Below are 16261 nucleotides of genomic sequence, written 5' to 3' on the forward strand. Positions count from 1 at the left end.
GGAACTCTCGGCAGGTTGCGTCAGAAACCTTACCGATGTGGAACATCAAATGCCAATATAGCAAGTGATAGCTCCCGATCCGGATCATCTGGGTGATGGAGCGTGTATTGGAAAATTGTTTCGTCTTTCGGTCCTTCGCGCCTGAAATTCGGATGAGAGGTCACTGCGTTCGGAATAGCATCAATTACTTTAGTGAAATTTTTGTTTTTGTTAAATAAAATAATGGCTGTTTTTGTGTCGCGCCAGCTAGTATATCTTAGTATTTGATCAATTGTATCGGAAAAATTTTTTGGTCCAGCCCAAAATTTACACTCCGCAATAAATATGTTCTTGCCGTCAACGCGAATTAAAATATCTGTTTTTCCTTGATAGTTGAACACTTCGCCAGATGCACTGCCTTCATAATGTCCGTTGAGAGGCACGAGAAAAAGAAAGCGTAATGCTTCCTCATCTAGATCCTTAAAAGCTGAAGGGCTTCGTTCTATCACGATGGCCATATCGGCTATTACCTTTAGAATGTGCTTATAGTTCTCAACATCTAGGGCAGGCTCAGGCTTGAATGTACCTGTGCCTTGCCGCGCCACGGTAGGCGCCAGTTTTCGGCGGATGTCGGGCGGCGCATAGGTCCGTGGTGTGTCCGGACGCACTTTGATCTCATAGCCGATATTGGAGATAAGGTTGCGGTCAGAGAGGAGCTTGGCGCGCCGTTTGGCAACGTACTGGCGAGCGAGGTTTTCCATCTCGGGACGGTGTCTTTCAACATCTGCGCGCAGCTTATCTAGGTGAAATTCTATCTCATCGAGTTGAGCATCAATGTCGTGCCGAACCTGCTTCGGGTCGCGCTGGGTTGCATCGACAGTGAATAATAGCTCTGTAGATGCGACAAAGGCACGTGGGGTAGAGGAACGGTAAGTAGAGGGGCGGATTTTGAAGGCATCGGACGGCCCGGAGTGAGGAACTGTGACATCTACTTCGGTGGTTGGTATTGTAACGGTTCTCCCATAGTCGTCGACCTGACGCGTACCGTCACGGTGGGATATTTGGATTTTGTCTCTGTGAAGAATAGGAACGTCAGTGGCCAGTAAATCAGAAATATGTGCCATGACGGTTTCATCACTCATGCCGAGTAGGCGATCTGGATCAAATTCATTTATCGCATTCTTCAAACCCTCTTCACGTGCCTGGCTCAATGAGGCCCAGTCATTTGAGGAGAACAGAGAAATGTGTGCCATTGCTTGCAGTCTCGTTCTGGAGCTATGTGGGCGGTAAACTCAAGGTAATCCTCCTAGAAGGTGGGCGACAAGGATTGTCAGAGAATGCTCGCATTTCTAGGAATCATCGCAACAAATTGTCCTAGGAGCTATGTTCGTAGAAATCGAACGCCGTTATGCAATGTTGCTAGAAGAGACATTTATCCGACTGATGTGAATTTGCCCGATTGGCAATGCCTCATCCGAATGCCTGGCGATCGCCTTGCCGCGGGATGCGAGCGGATGTTTTAGGAGAGCCGACATAGTATGCGGGGCGGCGAGGGAAAAGGAAACCGACGATGACCCGGTGGCATGAACTGCCGCGCAACTCAACGGCGATATCGCTGAAGTCGCGCTTTCACTTCCCGTATCGGTAGCCGACACCTGGGGTGGCTGGAAATGGCCCTGAGGCCGTTGAATAGGCGTTGCCCGTTGACGCCTTCTTCAAACATCAGGTCGAGAAACCAAAGGAGCCCGTGGCAATCGATCTGTTCAGATTCCGCAAGTTTCCGGAGCGCCTGATCGCCAGTGAGGAGCAGCCAACTGTTGCGCTGGGCAAGGGTGATCGCGAAGGTGTCCGGAATTGATAGGCGTGGAACCCGCTGCCGATAGGCCTGCGCATGCTGGACCCCAACGGCGTCGAGCTCTTCGACGCGCAGGCCAAGGCTCGGAAACTTCGAGCCGCCGAACGGCTCAAGCTCTCGACGGAACAGAACGTCCGGGACGGCAAGTTCGAAAGAAAGTCTGAAAGCGGTCTCCAGTAATTCCCCACGCTCTAAGTCTATCAATATGGAGGTGTCGGAGACGAGCACTCTCATGACTCAGGCAGCCTCAGGGGTGTCCATGAGGCGATTGAGTTGCCGTACGGAGATCCCGAGGATCTCTGCCGTCTTGGATTCCGAGATCGCCCCCTCGGCGAGGGCCCGAAAACACAGCCGCTCAAGGCGGCGCGGCTCTTCGAGCTTCGGATCAAGGGCTCCAATCTCCTCAAAAGGTGGACGACGCCAGCCTCGCTGAGTGAAAATCTTGAACAGCCTCGTCAGGGTAGCCTGATCGAAAATCCCGAGATCCTTACAGCGGTAGGCGATTGCTTGGAGGCTCACACCGAACAACTCCTTTAGCCTGGCTAGCTCTCCCAGGCTGATTGACGTTCGATGTTTGCCGACTTCGGCCCAAAGCGCCTCGGCGGGCATGAGAAGTGCGCCTGCGAAGCGATTGCATGCTCTTTCCTCGTCGAGTCCATGTGCGACTGCGAGCACCATGTGCCCAAGCTCGTGTGCGAGGGTGAACCTCTTCCGCTCGCTCCAGGCCGTCTTATTGACTGCGATGACAGGCAATGGAGCTTTGCCGGGTCGCCTGACCGTTGCCGTCAATCCGTCGATGTTCGTTAGCTCGACGGACAACACCTTGAGTCCGCGCTCCTCAAACAACTCGACCAGATTAGGGATTGGATCCATTCCGAGATCCCACGCATCCCGAACGCTGCGCGCCGCGCGCTCGGCCTCCCCAGTATCATTGACGATCGGGAAGGGGGCGCCGCGCGGGCGATCCCATTCAGGGGAGATGTTCAGCATCTCCTCGATGAGGAGGTAACGCTCCAGAAGGTGCAATGCCCTCGCCTCGAGCTGAGCTTCCTCCTTCTTGCTGGCGAGCGACTTCTTCCGGAATTCCACCCCATCAAGTGCCATTGTTTGTTCGCCAAGGAGATAGTCCTCCGTCACGCCAAGCGCGTCAGCGAGTGCGATGAGCACTCCGGAACTCGGCATCGACTCATTGCGCTCGTATTTGCCGATGGCTTGAGCCGTCACCCGGCTGTTGATCTTTTTCTCCAGGTCACGGAGCGATAAACCAACGGCTGAGCGTGCAACCTTAAGTCGTTGACCTATCATATTTTTCTCCCAATGCCATGACGGTTTACAAAATATCCTAATTATAGACACCTTGTAAACTCCTCGGAGGCGTCATACGTTCCGTTCGGGGCGTCGGAATTTGCCGGCTCCACCAGCGCTCGCTGGAGCAGAGGGATTGGGGATGCTGGAATATGGGGTGATGCGGCGACCGCCGCTTTCAGAGCCAGCGGACATGCTTCTGGCCGATGTGGCCATCCGCATCCAGCTCAGTCCGACCGATTACGGGAAAGCCGAACAGCACTACCAGGCTCTGGCCGACTGGATCGACCGGCCGGGAAGCCCGCTTGAAGGTTTGGTTGAGCTTGTCTATGCGCAGGGTTCCATGGCCATCGGGGCGACAATCGCCTCACGTCTCACCACAGACGAGTTCGATGCAGATGCAATAGCCCAACTGTCACTGTCGCCGGACGTTGCCCCAGCGACAGCTTTGGATCTCCTCTACGAAAGCATCCGCGGCGAGCCGGGCTCCCGCTACTATGACAAGACAGAGCGCCAGAGCAGGTGCACTACCGTATGCTACCCGGACATGCATGTGGACCTAACGCCAATGGTCCGTCTATGGCATCGCTCCGAGCGTACCGGGCACCTATTCCATAGCAAGCCAGAGGAAGCGCGTCATTTCGATCGGACCCTGATCGCCAACCCATATGGCTTTGCCGAGTGGTTCAAAGCGGCCACTCCCCTCGATCACGATTTTGCTGTTGCCTTCAGCGAGCGTGCTCGAGGGCTGGAACAGGTAGTCGCCGCGGAGAGCGAGGAATTGCCCGGGCAGACACATGTCAGCCAGAAGTCCAAGGCTGTGATCGTGCTCCAGCTACTGAAGCGCTGGCGGAACGTCCGCTATGACCAGCGCCAGGGCCGGCGGCCGCCGTCGGTTCTGTTGGCGAAGCTGGTGGCTGAAGCTGCGAACAAGACCGGCAGCCTTTCCGAGGAACTGCTTCATCAGGCCCAGGCGATGCTCGCAGAGTTTTGGCGTTGGCATGTGCATGGATCGCTGATCCAAGTTGAGAACCCGGCCTGTCCAAACGACGATATTCTTACAGATCGCTGGCCGGGGACATTAGCTGCGCAAGGCCAGTTCATCGACGACTTGGAAGACTTGGTCGTCAAAACCGAGCGACTGGTGGCAGGCTGCCCGCTCCACGAGATGAGGGAGATCCTGGCGGATCTGTTTGGCGAATTTCCTGCTCAGCAGGCCGTCGCGGCATTCAACGATCGCACAGGCGCCGAGATCCGTCAGGGCCATAGCCAGCATGGTGCCGGCGGAAGGCTGGTGCTGCCGGCCACCGGCTTGTTCACGAGCACAGGCGTGGCAAGTTCCCACGCCACACCCAGGCATACCTTCTTCGGCGGGAATTGGAGGCGTCGCAGTTGATTCTGTCGATCGCAGAGCAGGACGCGGCCATGCGCCGTCGCTGGCCAGGTCTGAAGGTCGTGTCTCAGACGACTTGGTGGATATGCTGGGAAGGACCGCTACGCCCCCTAAGCCAAAGCTACACAGTCCGCATCTTCTACAATTTTCCCAAGGAGCTTGAGACTGGGATGATTGGCGGGTTCAACCCCCGAGTGACAGTGATCGAGCCGCCGCTGAAGCGGCGCATGGAAGACCCTTTGGGGCCGATTCCCCACCATTATGCAAACGACATCGACCCAAACCGACCACTGTTGTGCCTTTTTGATCCCTGCGGCGACGAATGGTGGATGTCAGACCCGATTGCGGACACGATCGTACCGTGGGTGATCGACTGGCTTGCTTGCTACGAGGGCTGGCGGGCGACTGGTGAATGGACTGGGGGCGGCCGCCATCCAAATATGGAAGTTCCACCACCATGCCAGACGCCTCGCGCCACCCACCAAAGCGATCTTCCGGAGCACTTCGCCAGCGCCGCGTTCCACTCCCTTGGCCGAAGGATCGGGACTTTCGCATCCTTTCCATTGATGGCGGTGGCATCCGCGGAATCTTCCCAGCCGTTTTTCTGGCGGGACTGGAAGAACGCTACCTCAACGGCAGGTCGGTGGCCGGATGCTTCGACCTTGTCGCGGGAACGTCGACGGGCGGTGTCCTTGCCATCGGGCTTGGCGCTGGACTGACGGCTGCGGACCTTTCCGAGCTCTATATCTCTCGCGGTGGTGAAATATTCCCTCCTCCGCGTAGCGGCTTGATTGGCCGCCTGCAGATCTGGGCGAGGACCATCTGCAGTTACGCGGGTTACCGATACGATCGGCATACTCTGATGCAATTGCTGCACGAGCGGCTGGGCGATCGAAAATTTGGTGAATCTATGAACCGTCTTTGCGTGCCGTCCTTCGACGGTCGCCATGGCGAAGTCTATATTTTCAAGACACCCCATCATCCCGATTTCCGCAGCGATGCGCGGGAACCAATGACAAAGGTGGCGGCAGCGACGGCCGCGGCACCGACTTATTTTCGGCCGCTTGAGGAGGGCGGGTACATATTTGTCGACGGAGGCGTGTGGGCCAGCAATCCGGTCATGATCGCGCTGGTCGACGCGCTGTCGTGTTTCGATATACCGCGGGAGCGCATCCGCATTTTGAGCCTGGGCTGCGGCGATGATCCCTACACAGTGGATCGGGAAAAGATCGTGCTGGGAGGGATGTTTGCCTGGCGAGACATCATCTTTGCTGCCATGCGACTTCAATCCCTCAACGCGCTGGGTCAGGCGGGCTTGCTGGTCGGGCCGGAAAACGTCCTCCGGGTAGATGCCCCGGCGAATCACAAAGAGATCAAAATGGATGATTGGCGGCGAGCAAAGGAGGAACTGCCTGAGGCGGCTCGTGAGGCGCTCCAGGTATGGGGGGGCCGCGTAGCGGATACCTTCCTTTCGGACCCTGCCACGGCCTACAAACAATTTGCAGACGACACTTTATCGGAACGAGAAAAGTAAAGTGACAATAAAAAGATCGCGGCTATGAAAATATCTAGTGCCGGATCTGAAGAACGCCCCCTTCTTTAAAGCGGTATGTTCCGTCCCGGCTACTAAGGTAGAGGGTGTCGACTTTCGGGACAGTGGACATTGCGAGACAGCTGTTGAATGCTGAACCGCGGTTTGGAAATTCCCTATTGGCAGTGCCGATCGGAATCAGTCGATACGACCATCCAGAAATTCTATAAGGTCTTGATGCATCTTCCCTACCAACCATGATTGCTCCATCATGCGCCGCTGGGTTGAACGCGATAGCTGAACGGAAATGATCGGCTAGCGATTCATCAAGTGGCTGTCCAATCTTTGGCTCGGGGAATCTTAGCATAGGTAGACAGAAAGACGGGATTTCATGCCCCGTGTATAGGCAGGTTATAATTGACGATTGGCCGCCCAAGGTCTCGAATAGTGACGCAAATATGCGGTCGATGTTGCTCATTTGATTTCTAAATAGTCGTAAATCATAGTGGGGCCGGCTGGCATGCTACACCTTCTACCGGTTCGCAACCTTCTTGCCGTTATCATTGTTTTGGTAACATTGATGGTCTTAGCGGCTGTGTACGTGGGGGTGGTTGGCGCCGGAGATGCAGTCGCGGATTTCAACTGGATCACCCGGTCATCATTCATCGGCGCATCCGTGCTAATGATCGTCCCTTACGCAGTGTGGCGATGGGTGTCCGGAGTCCAACGATGGATTTTTCCCTATCTTGGGGGCCAGTGGTCCGGCAGCCTTGAATTCCAAGGCCCTAGGGGTACGGGAAAGCGGGAAGTTACCCTGACAGTTCGGCATTCGCTATTGCACATCGTGCTCATCCTCGATAGCGCGGAGTCTACCTCCCGCACGCTGGTAGTCCACGCAGACCGGGATGCAGGAATCAATCGGGACCGGTTGTACTATGTCTATCTGAATGAGCGAAAGGAAGGCACTCCGGGTGCAGGTGACAGCTATCGTGGCTTGGCCGTCCTCCGAGTAGAGTGGTCTGGATGTCTCGCGCTTGTCGGTGATTATTTTACTGAGCGACAGGGTGGCGGGACGCTTTTGTTGCAACGGAGCCAATCTCATCCGTGGTGGGCGCTTTGGAAGTAGTTCGCGGTCATCGTCCGCTACGCCGCCGACAGCTGACCTGAGCCCCTGGAGTCGGTTGTGAATAATTCCGATCGGTAGCTGAGGCTAGGACGGTCCATTCAGTCGGCTCCTGTCGCTGCTGAGGATCTGGCGAGCAATCTCACAGATATGCAGACGGGCAAGTAGTTTCCATAACGGCACTTGCGCGACCGCAGGTAAGATATTCAAGCATGTGAGAGATATGCCAGCGATTTTCCATAAGAGACAGTTATCCGATTGGTGTGAAGTCGCCCGATTTGCAATGAGTCATCCAAATTGTCCTGTAGAGTGCTTCGACTGCGCGAACATAGGCGGCATTGTCGCCGATCGGTGATCGGCTGAATAGCTCCCGCAGCGACCTTCTCAACCTACTTAGCTGTTCAGGGTTCTTCGCCAACGTGGCGGCCTTGGCGATGTAGGTGTCTGGGTCCCAAGCGACCCATTCCTCAAGGCCGGCCGCGCCCAGAAGCGCATAGCCATTTCTTGCCACGGGAACCTGTCCGCAAAGCGAGACCACAGGCAGCCCCATCATCAGCGCCTCGCAGGTCGAGGTGCCGCCGCAGTGGGGAAAGGGATCGAGTGCGATGTCGATCTCGCGATAGGTCAACAGGTGGGCTTCATGAGACGTCGCCTGTCGCAGGTCGAGGCGGTAGCTCTGCACCCCATGGGTACCGAAGAGCTTGATTATCCGAGCCCGCACATTGTGGTCGGCCAGGCTCGTACATTTCAGGATCAGGCGGCTGTTCGGGACCCTGCGCAACAGTGCCGCCCAGGTGGCGAGGCATTCGTCCGATGCCTTCGACAGCCGGTTCAGGCAGCCGAAGGTCACCTCTCTGCGGGTGGCCATGGGCAGGGGGCCCGGAGCGGGCAGGTAGGCCGGCGGACGGTAGGTCAGGAAGCACGGAAGCTCGACGATCGTCTCGGAGAACTGGCTGCGCAGCTCTTCCGGCACCAGGCGCCGATCGGCCAGGAAATAGTCGATTGTGCGCAGGCCGGTACCGGTGGCATAGCCCCACGCGGTGACCTGGACCGGAGCCGGTTTTCGAGCGAAGGCGGGAAGCCGGTTGCCGGCGGAATGGCCGGACAGGTCGACGAGTATGTCGATCCGGTCGTCGTGAATGCGTGCGGCGAGAGCTTCGTCGCTGAGCCCGCGAACGCGATGGAACGCCGTGGCGTGTCCGGCGAAGGCGGCTGTGCGCTCGTCCTCGTCGTCGGTGCTGGAGTAGAGCAGGACATCGTGCCGCTCGAGGTCGTGATTGAGCAGCACCCCACCGAACATGTCGGAGGCCGAGTGAACCCTGAAATCCGCGGAGACATAGCCGATGCGCAGCCGCTTATCCGGATCGCTGGACGGCCGATGTCGATAGCGATGCTGGGCCAGGGGCTTCTCGATGGCCAGGTGCCAGCGTTGGCGCTCTGCGCGTTGTTCCTTGAGACTGCTCTCGCCGTCGAAGTCCAGGCAGAAGATCAGGTTTGAATGGATGCCTGGCCAAGGGCTGCGCAGTGCGAGGGCCTTCCGGAGCAGGTTCTTTGCTTCTTGGATACGGCCCGCGTGTCGGAGCAGGCCCCCGAGATTGGCCAGCGCTTCGGGATAGTCGGGGGCGAGTTCGATTGCACGGCGGAAGCAACGCTCGGCCTCACCGAGCTTGCCCAGCCACCGGCAGGTAGCACCCAGGCTGTTGAGGAGCGAGACGTCATCGGGCTTGAGCGCAAGACCGGCCCGATACTGCGCCTCAGCATCCTGGAAGCGGCGCATCTGCAGCAGCGCATTGCCGCAGGCTGCCCGGATGTTCCAGTCACGGGGTGCCAGTTCCACCGCGCGCATGAGGTATTCCAGGCCTTCAGCCGGTCTGCCCATGCGCGCGAGAACATTGCCGCGGGCCTGAAGGATGTTCGGCGCCTTCGGCGTCTGCAACAGGGCGCGGTCCAGGACCTCCATGGCCTCGTCAAACCGCCCCAGATCGGCGAGCAGTGCGCCAAGCCCGTCCGCGATCGGGAGACCTGCAGGCGCGAGCTGAACCGCCTTGCGATACCAGTCGACGGCTTCAGGGCCGCGGTCGGTGTTCTTGAGCAGCTCGGCCATCAGCATGGCCAGGCTCAGCGAGTTGTGCCCTTCGGCGACCGCCGCCCGGTAGACGGCTTCAGCCTCGGCGAGCCGACCCGCGGTGTGCATCTGCCAGGCGGTCTTCAGGTCATCCTCGATCTGGGCAAATGTCCGTGCAGATTTCACAAGCCTCTCCGCGGGCATGGTTGCTCGCGGCGATCGCCTTGCCGCGGGATGCGAGCGGAAGTTTAGCGGCCGCGCCGAAGAGCGTCAGGAGGCTGCGCCGGCGAAAGCTGCAAAGTAGAGTGCGAGAGAGTTCGGCTGCCGGACGGGTCTGCCGGCGAGCGCGATCTGAAGCGAGCTGGTAGTTGGCTCATGTTTTCCATAATCAAGATCCGCCAACTGACGGTAAGACCCTGAAAAATGGGAATTATATAGGCCGCATTTTCCATAAGATACATTATGCGCTTACTTGAAGCAGTACAAAAATTACTGGAGTAGCGCCATTTTCGCAAGTGTCAGATCTAGATTGCGCTGGGTGTTTTGATTGTCACTCGGCATGTCCTCGCAGGTTCGGACCTCCAGGGCACGGTAGTAGGCGGCGACGGCGTCGCCCAGCGCGACCAGGCCGTCGGTGCCCTCCTGCCGGTCGCCGAGGCGCTGCAGGGCATTCCCGAGGTTATGCTGGGTTGCGGCCCAGTCCGCGGGCATGTCCTCGCGGGTTCGGACCTCCAGGGCATGGCGGAAGGCGGCGACGGCGTTGTGCAGCGCGGCCAAGCCCTCGGGACCGGTCTGCCGGTCGCCCAGGCTCGCCAGGGCACTCCCGAGGTTGTTCTGGGTGGTGGCCCAACCGGCGGGCATGTCCTCGAGGCTGTAGACCTCCAGGGCGCGGTAATAGGCGGCAGCGCCGTCGCGCAGCGCGGCCAGGCCCTCGCCGCCCCCTTGCCGGTCGCCAAGGCTCGTCAGGGAATTCCCGAGATTGTTCTGGGTCGCAGCCCAGTCCGCGGGCATGTCCTCTCGGGTTCGGACCTCCAGGGCGCAATGGAAGGCGGCGACGGCGTCGCGCAGTGCGGCCAGGCCCTCGGCGCCCCCCTGCCGGACGCCGAGGCTCGCCAGGGCAGTCCCGAGGTTGTTCTGGGTTGCCGCCCAACCTGTAGGCATGTCCTCGTAGGTCCGGACTTCCAGGGCGCAATGGAAGGCGCCGACGGCGTCGCGCAGCGCGGTCAGGCCCTCGGCGCCCCCCTGTCGATCACCGAGGCTCCACAGGGCAGTTCCGAGGTTATTCTGGGTGGTGGCCCAACCGGCGGGCATATCCTCTCGGGTTCGGACCTCCAGGGCGCAGTGGAAGGCGGCGACGGCGCCGCGCAGCGCGGCCAGGCCCTCGGCGCCCCCTTGCCAGTGGCCGAGGCTCGTCAGGGCATTCCCGAGGTTGCTTTGGGTGGTGGCCCAACCGGCGGGCATATCCTCTCGGGTTCGGACCTCCAGGGCATGGCGGAAGGCGGCTACGGCGCCGCGCAGCGCGGCCAGGCCCTCGGCGCCCCCTTGCCGGTCGCCGAAGCTCGACAGGACATTCCCGAGGTTGTTCTGGGTCGCAGCCCAGTCCGCAGGCATGTCCTCGTAAGTTCGGACCTCCAGGGCGTAATGGAAGGCGGCTACGGCGTCGCGTAGCGCCGCCAAGCCCTCGGCGCCCTCCTGTCGATCGCCGAGGCGTCCCAGGGCTGTCCCGAGGTTGTTCTGGATCGCAGCCCACTCTGCGGGCATGTCCTCGCGGGTTCGGACCTCCAGGGCATGGCGGAAGGCGGCGACGGCGTTGTGCAGCGCGGCCAGGCCCTCGGAACCGCCCTGTCGGTCGCCGTGGCGCTGCAGGGCAGTCCCGAGGTTGTTCTGGATCGCGGCCCAGTCCGCGGGCATGTCCTCGCGGGTGTAGACCTCCAGGGCACGGCCGAAGGCAGCGACAGCGTCGTGTAGCGCAGCCACGCTTCGGGCGCCCGCCTGCCAGTCGCCGAGGCGCTGCAGGACGTTCCCGAGGTTGTTCTGGATCGCGGCCCAGTTGGCGGGCATGTCCTCGCGAGTTCGAAGCTCCAGGGCGTGGCGAAAGGCGGCGACGGCGTCGCGCAGCGCGGCCATGCCCTCGGCGCCCCCCTGCCGGTCGCCGAGGCTCGTCAAGGCATTCCCGAGATTGTTCTGGATCGCGGCCCAGTTGGCGGGCATGTCCTCGCGGCTGCAGACTTCCAGGGCGCGGCGGAAGGCGGCGACGGCGTCGCGTAGCGCGGCCAGGCCAGGATAAAGTTCACCATGACGGAACAGGGCGTTCGCCCGTTCAGACCGTAGCAGCCACTGCCTTTCGGTATTGTTTCCGAGCAATTCGCTTTCTGCTTCAGCGTAGAGCTCGGCCGCTTCCAGAAACCTGGATTGGGCTAAGGCCAGATCGGCTTCGGCCTCGGTGAGCCGGGATGCATTGAGGGCCCGCTGTGCGCGATCCACGTCTTCCCGGGCGCGGCGGGCTGTCTCCTCCTCCCGGTAGGCGTTTCGGGCATTGCGCAACGCACTCCGTGCACGGGCAAGATCGACAATCTCGGTGCTCTCCAGCGCCGCGCGGGCCTCGGCCAGGAACGGCTCGATATCCGGTGCCTCATTGCCGAGGTTGCGCAGGGACTCGAGCTCTTTGCGCATCTCCTGCAGGGCCGCATGTGCCTGCGCCAGTGCCTGTTCGACACGATCGGGCGGCACCCGTTCGCCAAGGATGCCTTGCAGGAGGCCAAGGAGCTCCGCCCTCGTGGCGGTCAGTTCGTGCTGCTGGCGCTCCAGGAGCGCATTTGCGGCAGCCTGCCCGCCCATATAGGCCTGCAGTTCCTTAAGGATCTGGAGACTTTCCTGTCCGACCTCACCCTGTCGCGTCTGTTCCCTCCCTTGGCGAAGCTGCTCTTCCGAGATCTCGTCGACACGCTCACGGATCTGCCCCGCCGCGCGGGCCATCTCGAACATCAGGTTCTTTTCCAGGGCGCGGTAGTAGTCCGCGTTGCCGGCCGCTTCCTCCAAGCCCGCGCGGATCACATCGTGCGCGAAACGATATGCCAGCTTCTCTTTCGCTTCGGTGCCAAAGTGCTCCTGGTCCTGTTCCGCCAGAGCATCCATGACCATCCGGACACCACTCCCGACGAAGCCGGCAGGAGACACGGCGGATGCAGCGAGGGCCTGGCGGTCCAGCAGGCATTTGGGGAGGGTTTCATCGAGGGTGGCGCAGGCTGAGGCGAGCTCGGCATCCGCGATCCAATTGCCATCGCTTCCCGAAATGCGTTGCTGGTACCTTTTCAGGATCGTGTCCTGCAGCCGCTTCCGCACCCGCTCTCGTTCCGGGCCGAGCTCTTGTCGCTTGCCCAGGACAAACCCGGCCAAGCCTGCGCCGCCGACAACAATCTCGGCGAGACCGGATGGCAATGGCACCCCAAATGCCAAAGCGGTGACGCCGACACAAAGGCTCGCTGTGTGGCTCAAGCCAGCCGTGAGAAAGCTCATTGTCCGCGCCCGATAGGCTGTTCCGCAGCGAGGCGGCGGAGCCAACTCTATCCAGCGTGAAGATGTTGTCGAGGCCGGTCAGGCGCCATCGGACCCAAGCCGCCATCGTGTGAGCCTAACCGGGGCTCCACCCGGCGCGCTCTACAGCGGGACGGGCTCCCTGCCTTCAGCAGTCGTTCCGCACCGGGGAGCGAACATAGTCCGGGGCGAGCGCCCCGAGCGGACGACGAGTGGAATAGGCCTTGATGTCCCTGAGCGGGCGCGCCTCTTCTCGGGGCCTGCTAATTCACGCATCGCTCCTTGTAGAATGCCCAGGCTTCCTCGATCAGCATTGCCTGGCTCACGCCGCGGTCCTGCGCGGCCCGAGAAATCTCCTTTGCAACACTGGGGATGACCTGAATCGGGACTGGGATCGGCTTGCCGGGCGGCCCCTCTGCCTTGCCCCGCTCCCGATCGAAGTTGTCCGCAACTCCCTTCGCCAGGCGCGCAGCAGAAAGTGGTCGCCGGTCTCGAACCGCTTCCCAATGACGCTCCGGATCGTAGCGGAGCTGCGACGGCACCAGGCCGACAGCGCTCCCGGCGAACTTCTCGCCAAGCACAATCACATGGAGCCATAGGAGCCGTCTCCGTTTCGGCTCGCTGCAGATCCTGAGTTCGATCCCTCGTTGTTCCAGCGTCCGCAGGAACTCCGGCAGTTCCGGATCGCCGGCGAGGCATTCCTCAACGGCCCGTCGCACCTGGTCAGCCAATTCCGAACGACGAGTGACCTGCTGCATCTCAACTCCTCTGCTTTCTGGCCCGCGCCGCCCAACGAAGCCCCAGTTTCCATCTCTCGGCCGGCGAGGCAGACCCATGCAATCGAATGCCATGGGCCATTCCCCAGCGTTTGCTGAAGGCGCGCTCCGCTTTCTCAGCCATCCAGACGGCAGCGCGCAGGTCTGCATCGACGTCGAGCAGATCGCCTTCGGGATCGCCCGCGGCGGGCGCAGCTATCTGTGCAGACATCGCTCTACCTGCTCGACACTCAGCGGTTCCCGGATGGCGCAGGCGCAGGAACGGGGCGAGCCCTGTTCAGCAACTGCCTGCCAATTCCGCCGGCGCCGAACTGCGGAATGGTATCGCTCGCCGCTTTGATCACTCTGTTGGGAAGGTCGACCAGCCTCCGGAACATCAGAAGCACCAGGAAGGCCCCCACTACCCCGCTGACATTCTCTGCGTTCGCCAGAAACACAGCGGCATCTCCCATGGTGTCAGGGGTCTTCACCAGAGAGGCCGCCATTCCGGCCATCAAGCCGGCCATGGCGCAGGCCACGAACAGGCGCATGCCTTCTGTAAGGTAGATCCGCATCGCCTCGTAGAAGACCGATCGCGTCCACGGGAGCGCGCCGAGCGCCAGGATGAACGGGCCTAGGATCGAGATCGCCGCGATGTTCACGAAGGCGAAGAGGATCGAGAACACGAACACGAAAAGCAGCCCCACGAACACCGTCGCGACTACCGCAGCGATGATCAGTTCCCGCAGGTTCGGGGACCACAGGCTCACGTCGCCCATGACCGCCCAGGCGGTGTCGAACAGCTTGGTCCCAACCGCTTGCTCGATGCCATGCACGACAGCGGCAATACCGCTGTAGTTTGACGACGGGACCTTTCCATCCATCGCCAGCCAAAGCGCATGGGCACCGAGATCGCCGGCAAGGTTGGCAATGATCGCCGTTGCCCGCATCCAGAACTCGGCCATCGTCAGGGCGCCCAGGAACAAAGAGAACAGCAGGAGGTCTGTGATAATCTGTGGCCATACGATCGGGGATCCCGCGATCGCGCGGCCGACAGTGACGATCATCCAGATGCTCAAAACAGCCCCGAGTAGCCCAATGAGCGGAGCATCGATATATGTGTAGAAATCAAACGAAAAATTTTCCATCCGTTCCAGTATATTTTGAAACGATCGGCAGGTGAGGCACGAATCCATCAGCAGAGCTCCATGTATAACGGCCTCTGTCGAACGCTATTCCTTTTCCCAAGGCGGGGTCACTGGTTTACGCCTTTCCCATACCGGCACATAGTTGTCCGAACTTGGATCGCTCTTCTCTAGTTCCTTAATATCCGCTTCCGTTTGCCCTTTGCCGGCTGCCTTAGTGATCTCTTCCCACGTCCAGTCCGCCTTCGGGCGCTGTGACTGGCCGTTGTTCATGGCCCGGATGATGTCCTCGCGCGTCAGCTCCTTCTGCGGCGGCGAGGCATTCTGCTCCTCGGCCAGGCCTGGCGCGGATAGCGCCAGGCCGGCCGCCATGAGTGTCGTTCCCAGCGCGCCTCTCCAGCTACCCGGGACTCGATACCGCTCTGCCTGTCGCATTGCCTGTTCTGTCGGCTCGGCCATTTCCTGTTCCCTTCGTCCTGCCGCGCTCAGCGGCTGTTGACGCCCATGGACTTCATCAGCCTGTCACCGGCGCAATTTCGCCGGGCATGGGCGTAGAGCCCCGTCAATGTGCGCGGCGTGTCCGCGTTGCGGACCGCCACATCGATGTAGCTGACGATCCGTCCGCACTCCTCTGGCTCCGCTTCCGGCTGCATTTCGGAGGCCGCCATCGCTGGCGGGACGGTCCATTCTCCCGCCGTCACCAGTACCGCCCCGGTGGCCCCAATGCCGGCCGAGGCGATCGCCAACCCGGCCAGGCCCAGCCGGGTTCGACGACATGCCGACATGCCGACATGCCGAATTGTTGTCATTTGCATCGCTCCCCTGCTTTGCGGCGGCGCTGTTCCAGCTCCCGCCGCACCAACTGCAGCCTCTGATAGTCCTTGAACCCCTGCCGAAGCTCGGCGGCCAAGGTGGCCATGCGCTCTCGCTGTAGACCCATCAGCCGCTCCAGCTCCTGTTCCCTCACGGCCGCCGGTTCCTGCGCCAGCCACCGCAGGAACTCCGCACCGTCCGCCCGGGCGGTCCAACGCGCCACCGCGTCAAGCAGCTCTGCCACGGTTCTGAACCGGCATCCCGATCCTTCCCCGGCAGGCTCTGCGGTCACCGCTCTGGACCCCTCCTGCCCTGCACCACGGCAAGCGCCCGGTGCACCTTCCAGGCATAGGCGATGCCCCGCCGGCGCACTTCCAGATCGGTCTCGAACCGGGGGCCGGTGTGATACCGGGCTACGGCCGGCCAGCCTGCGCCGACCGCGGCGACCTCGCCGCTCAGGATCCAGGCGCCGATGGCGACACAGGTGCAGGGCTCAGTCAGCAGGCGCTCGCGGGTGACGCCCCACTCCTTCAGGCGCTCCAGATGCTGGCTGTGCACCTGCATCGCGCACAGGTCTTCGCCCCACGCCGCGAGAGACCCTACTTTTCCGGCCTCCTCGCCGCTTTCGACAATGGCGATCGCACGGAGCAATTCCGCGGAAACGCGATAACGCTGTGCGGCCTCGGCGTAACAGCGCGCTTCGATCGCTGAACTTGCCGCCGGCGCCGCCAAGATCGCCGCCGCAGCGACCAACAGGGCCAAG

14 protein-coding genes are annotated in these 16261 nt (G+C 60.9%); 3 read left to right on the forward strand and 11 right to left on the reverse strand.

Annotation, left to right across the window (positions count from 1 at the left end):
• Nucleotides 1–29: 29 nt before the first annotated feature.
• From ACFOGJ_RS24130 to ACFOGJ_RS24140, 3 genes are all read right to left on the reverse strand, one after another.
• A complete protein-coding gene (locus ACFOGJ_RS24130; protein WP_379905462.1) occupies nucleotides 30–1232 on the reverse strand; it encodes a hypothetical protein in 1203 nt (400 codons plus the stop codon).
• Between the two features lie 347 nt (nucleotides 1233–1579).
• Nucleotides 1580–2068 (reverse strand): hypothetical protein, encoded by a 489-nt coding sequence (locus tag ACFOGJ_RS24135; protein WP_379905464.1) that lies wholly within the window; start codon nucleotides 2066–2068, stop codon nucleotides 1580–1582.
• Nucleotides 2069–2071: 3 nt separating this feature from the next.
• Nucleotides 2072–3139 (reverse strand): helix-turn-helix domain-containing protein, encoded by a 1068-nt coding sequence (locus tag ACFOGJ_RS24140; RefSeq protein WP_379905466.1) that lies wholly within the window; start codon nucleotides 3137–3139, stop codon nucleotides 2072–2074.
• Between the two features lie 142 nt (nucleotides 3140–3281).
• Here ACFOGJ_RS24140 and ACFOGJ_RS24145 point away from each other — a divergent pair, with 142 nt between their 5' ends.
• The 3 genes from ACFOGJ_RS24145 (at nucleotide 3282) to ACFOGJ_RS24155 (ending at nucleotide 7189) form a co-directional block, all read left to right on the forward strand.
• A complete protein-coding gene (locus ACFOGJ_RS24145; RefSeq protein ID WP_379905467.1) occupies nucleotides 3282–4535 on the forward strand; it encodes a nucleotidyltransferase domain-containing protein in 1254 nt (417 codons plus the stop codon).
• Nucleotides 4536–4989: 454 nt separating this feature from the next.
• Entirely contained in the window at nucleotides 4990–6066 is a 1077-nt protein-coding gene (locus ACFOGJ_RS24150) for a CBASS cGAMP-activated phospholipase (RefSeq protein WP_379905469.1), read from the forward strand.
• Between the two features lie 679 nt (nucleotides 6067–6745).
• Nucleotides 6746–7189 (forward strand): Cap15 family cyclic dinucleotide receptor domain-containing protein, encoded by a 444-nt coding sequence (locus ACFOGJ_RS24155; protein ID WP_449288606.1) that lies wholly within the window; start codon nucleotides 6746–6748, stop codon nucleotides 7187–7189.
• 247 nt (nucleotides 7190–7436) lie between these two features.
• Here the strand turns inward: ACFOGJ_RS24155 and ACFOGJ_RS24160 are convergent, their stop codons facing one another.
• The 8 genes from ACFOGJ_RS24160 to ACFOGJ_RS24195 all read right to left on the reverse strand — a co-directional run bounded on the left by ACFOGJ_RS24160 (nucleotide 7437) and on the right by ACFOGJ_RS24195 (nucleotide 16260).
• The gene (locus ACFOGJ_RS24160) at nucleotides 7437–9437 is read right to left on the reverse strand and encodes an O-linked N-acetylglucosamine transferase, SPINDLY family protein (protein WP_379905471.1); all 2001 of its coding nucleotides are present in this window, start codon (nucleotides 9435–9437) and stop codon (nucleotides 7437–7439) included.
• Between the two features lie 303 nt (nucleotides 9438–9740).
• Nucleotides 9741–12767: a hypothetical protein gene (locus ACFOGJ_RS24165; protein ID WP_379905473.1), complete on the reverse strand. Its 3027-nt coding sequence runs from the start codon at nucleotides 12765–12767 to the stop codon at nucleotides 9741–9743.
• 281 nt (nucleotides 12768–13048) lie between these two features.
• The gene (locus ACFOGJ_RS24170) at nucleotides 13049–13543 is read right to left on the reverse strand and encodes a hypothetical protein (protein WP_379905475.1); all 495 of its coding nucleotides are present in this window, start codon (nucleotides 13541–13543) and stop codon (nucleotides 13049–13051) included.
• Nucleotides 13544–13791: 248 nt separating this feature from the next.
• A complete protein-coding gene (locus ACFOGJ_RS24175) occupies nucleotides 13792–14736 on the reverse strand; it encodes a type IV secretion system protein (RefSeq protein ID WP_379905477.1) in 945 nt (314 codons plus the stop codon).
• 36 nt (nucleotides 14737–14772) lie between these two features.
• Nucleotides 14773–15057 (reverse strand): hypothetical protein, encoded by a 285-nt coding sequence (locus tag ACFOGJ_RS24180; RefSeq protein WP_379905479.1) that lies wholly within the window; start codon nucleotides 15055–15057, stop codon nucleotides 14773–14775.
• 113 nt (nucleotides 15058–15170) lie between these two features.
• The gene (locus ACFOGJ_RS24185; RefSeq protein ID WP_379905481.1) at nucleotides 15171–15494 is read right to left on the reverse strand and encodes a hypothetical protein; all 324 of its coding nucleotides are present in this window, start codon (nucleotides 15492–15494) and stop codon (nucleotides 15171–15173) included.
• Complete coding sequence (locus tag ACFOGJ_RS24190) at nucleotides 15491–15742, reverse strand: hypothetical protein (protein WP_379905483.1); 252 nt, start codon at nucleotides 15740–15742, stop codon at nucleotides 15491–15493. The genes ACFOGJ_RS24185 and ACFOGJ_RS24190 overlap by 4 nt, the downstream gene beginning before the upstream one ends.
• A 44-nt stretch (nucleotides 15743–15786) precedes the next feature.
• A complete protein-coding gene (locus ACFOGJ_RS24195) occupies nucleotides 15787–16260 on the reverse strand; it encodes a lytic transglycosylase domain-containing protein (RefSeq protein WP_379905485.1) in 474 nt (157 codons plus the stop codon).
• Nucleotide 16261: the final 1 nt, after the last annotated feature.

The organism is Marinibaculum pumilum (assembly GCF_042646425.1).
In the GTDB taxonomy this organism is placed as follows: Bacteria; Pseudomonadota; Alphaproteobacteria; order Ferrovibrionales; family Ferrovibrionaceae; genus Marinibaculum; species Marinibaculum pumilum.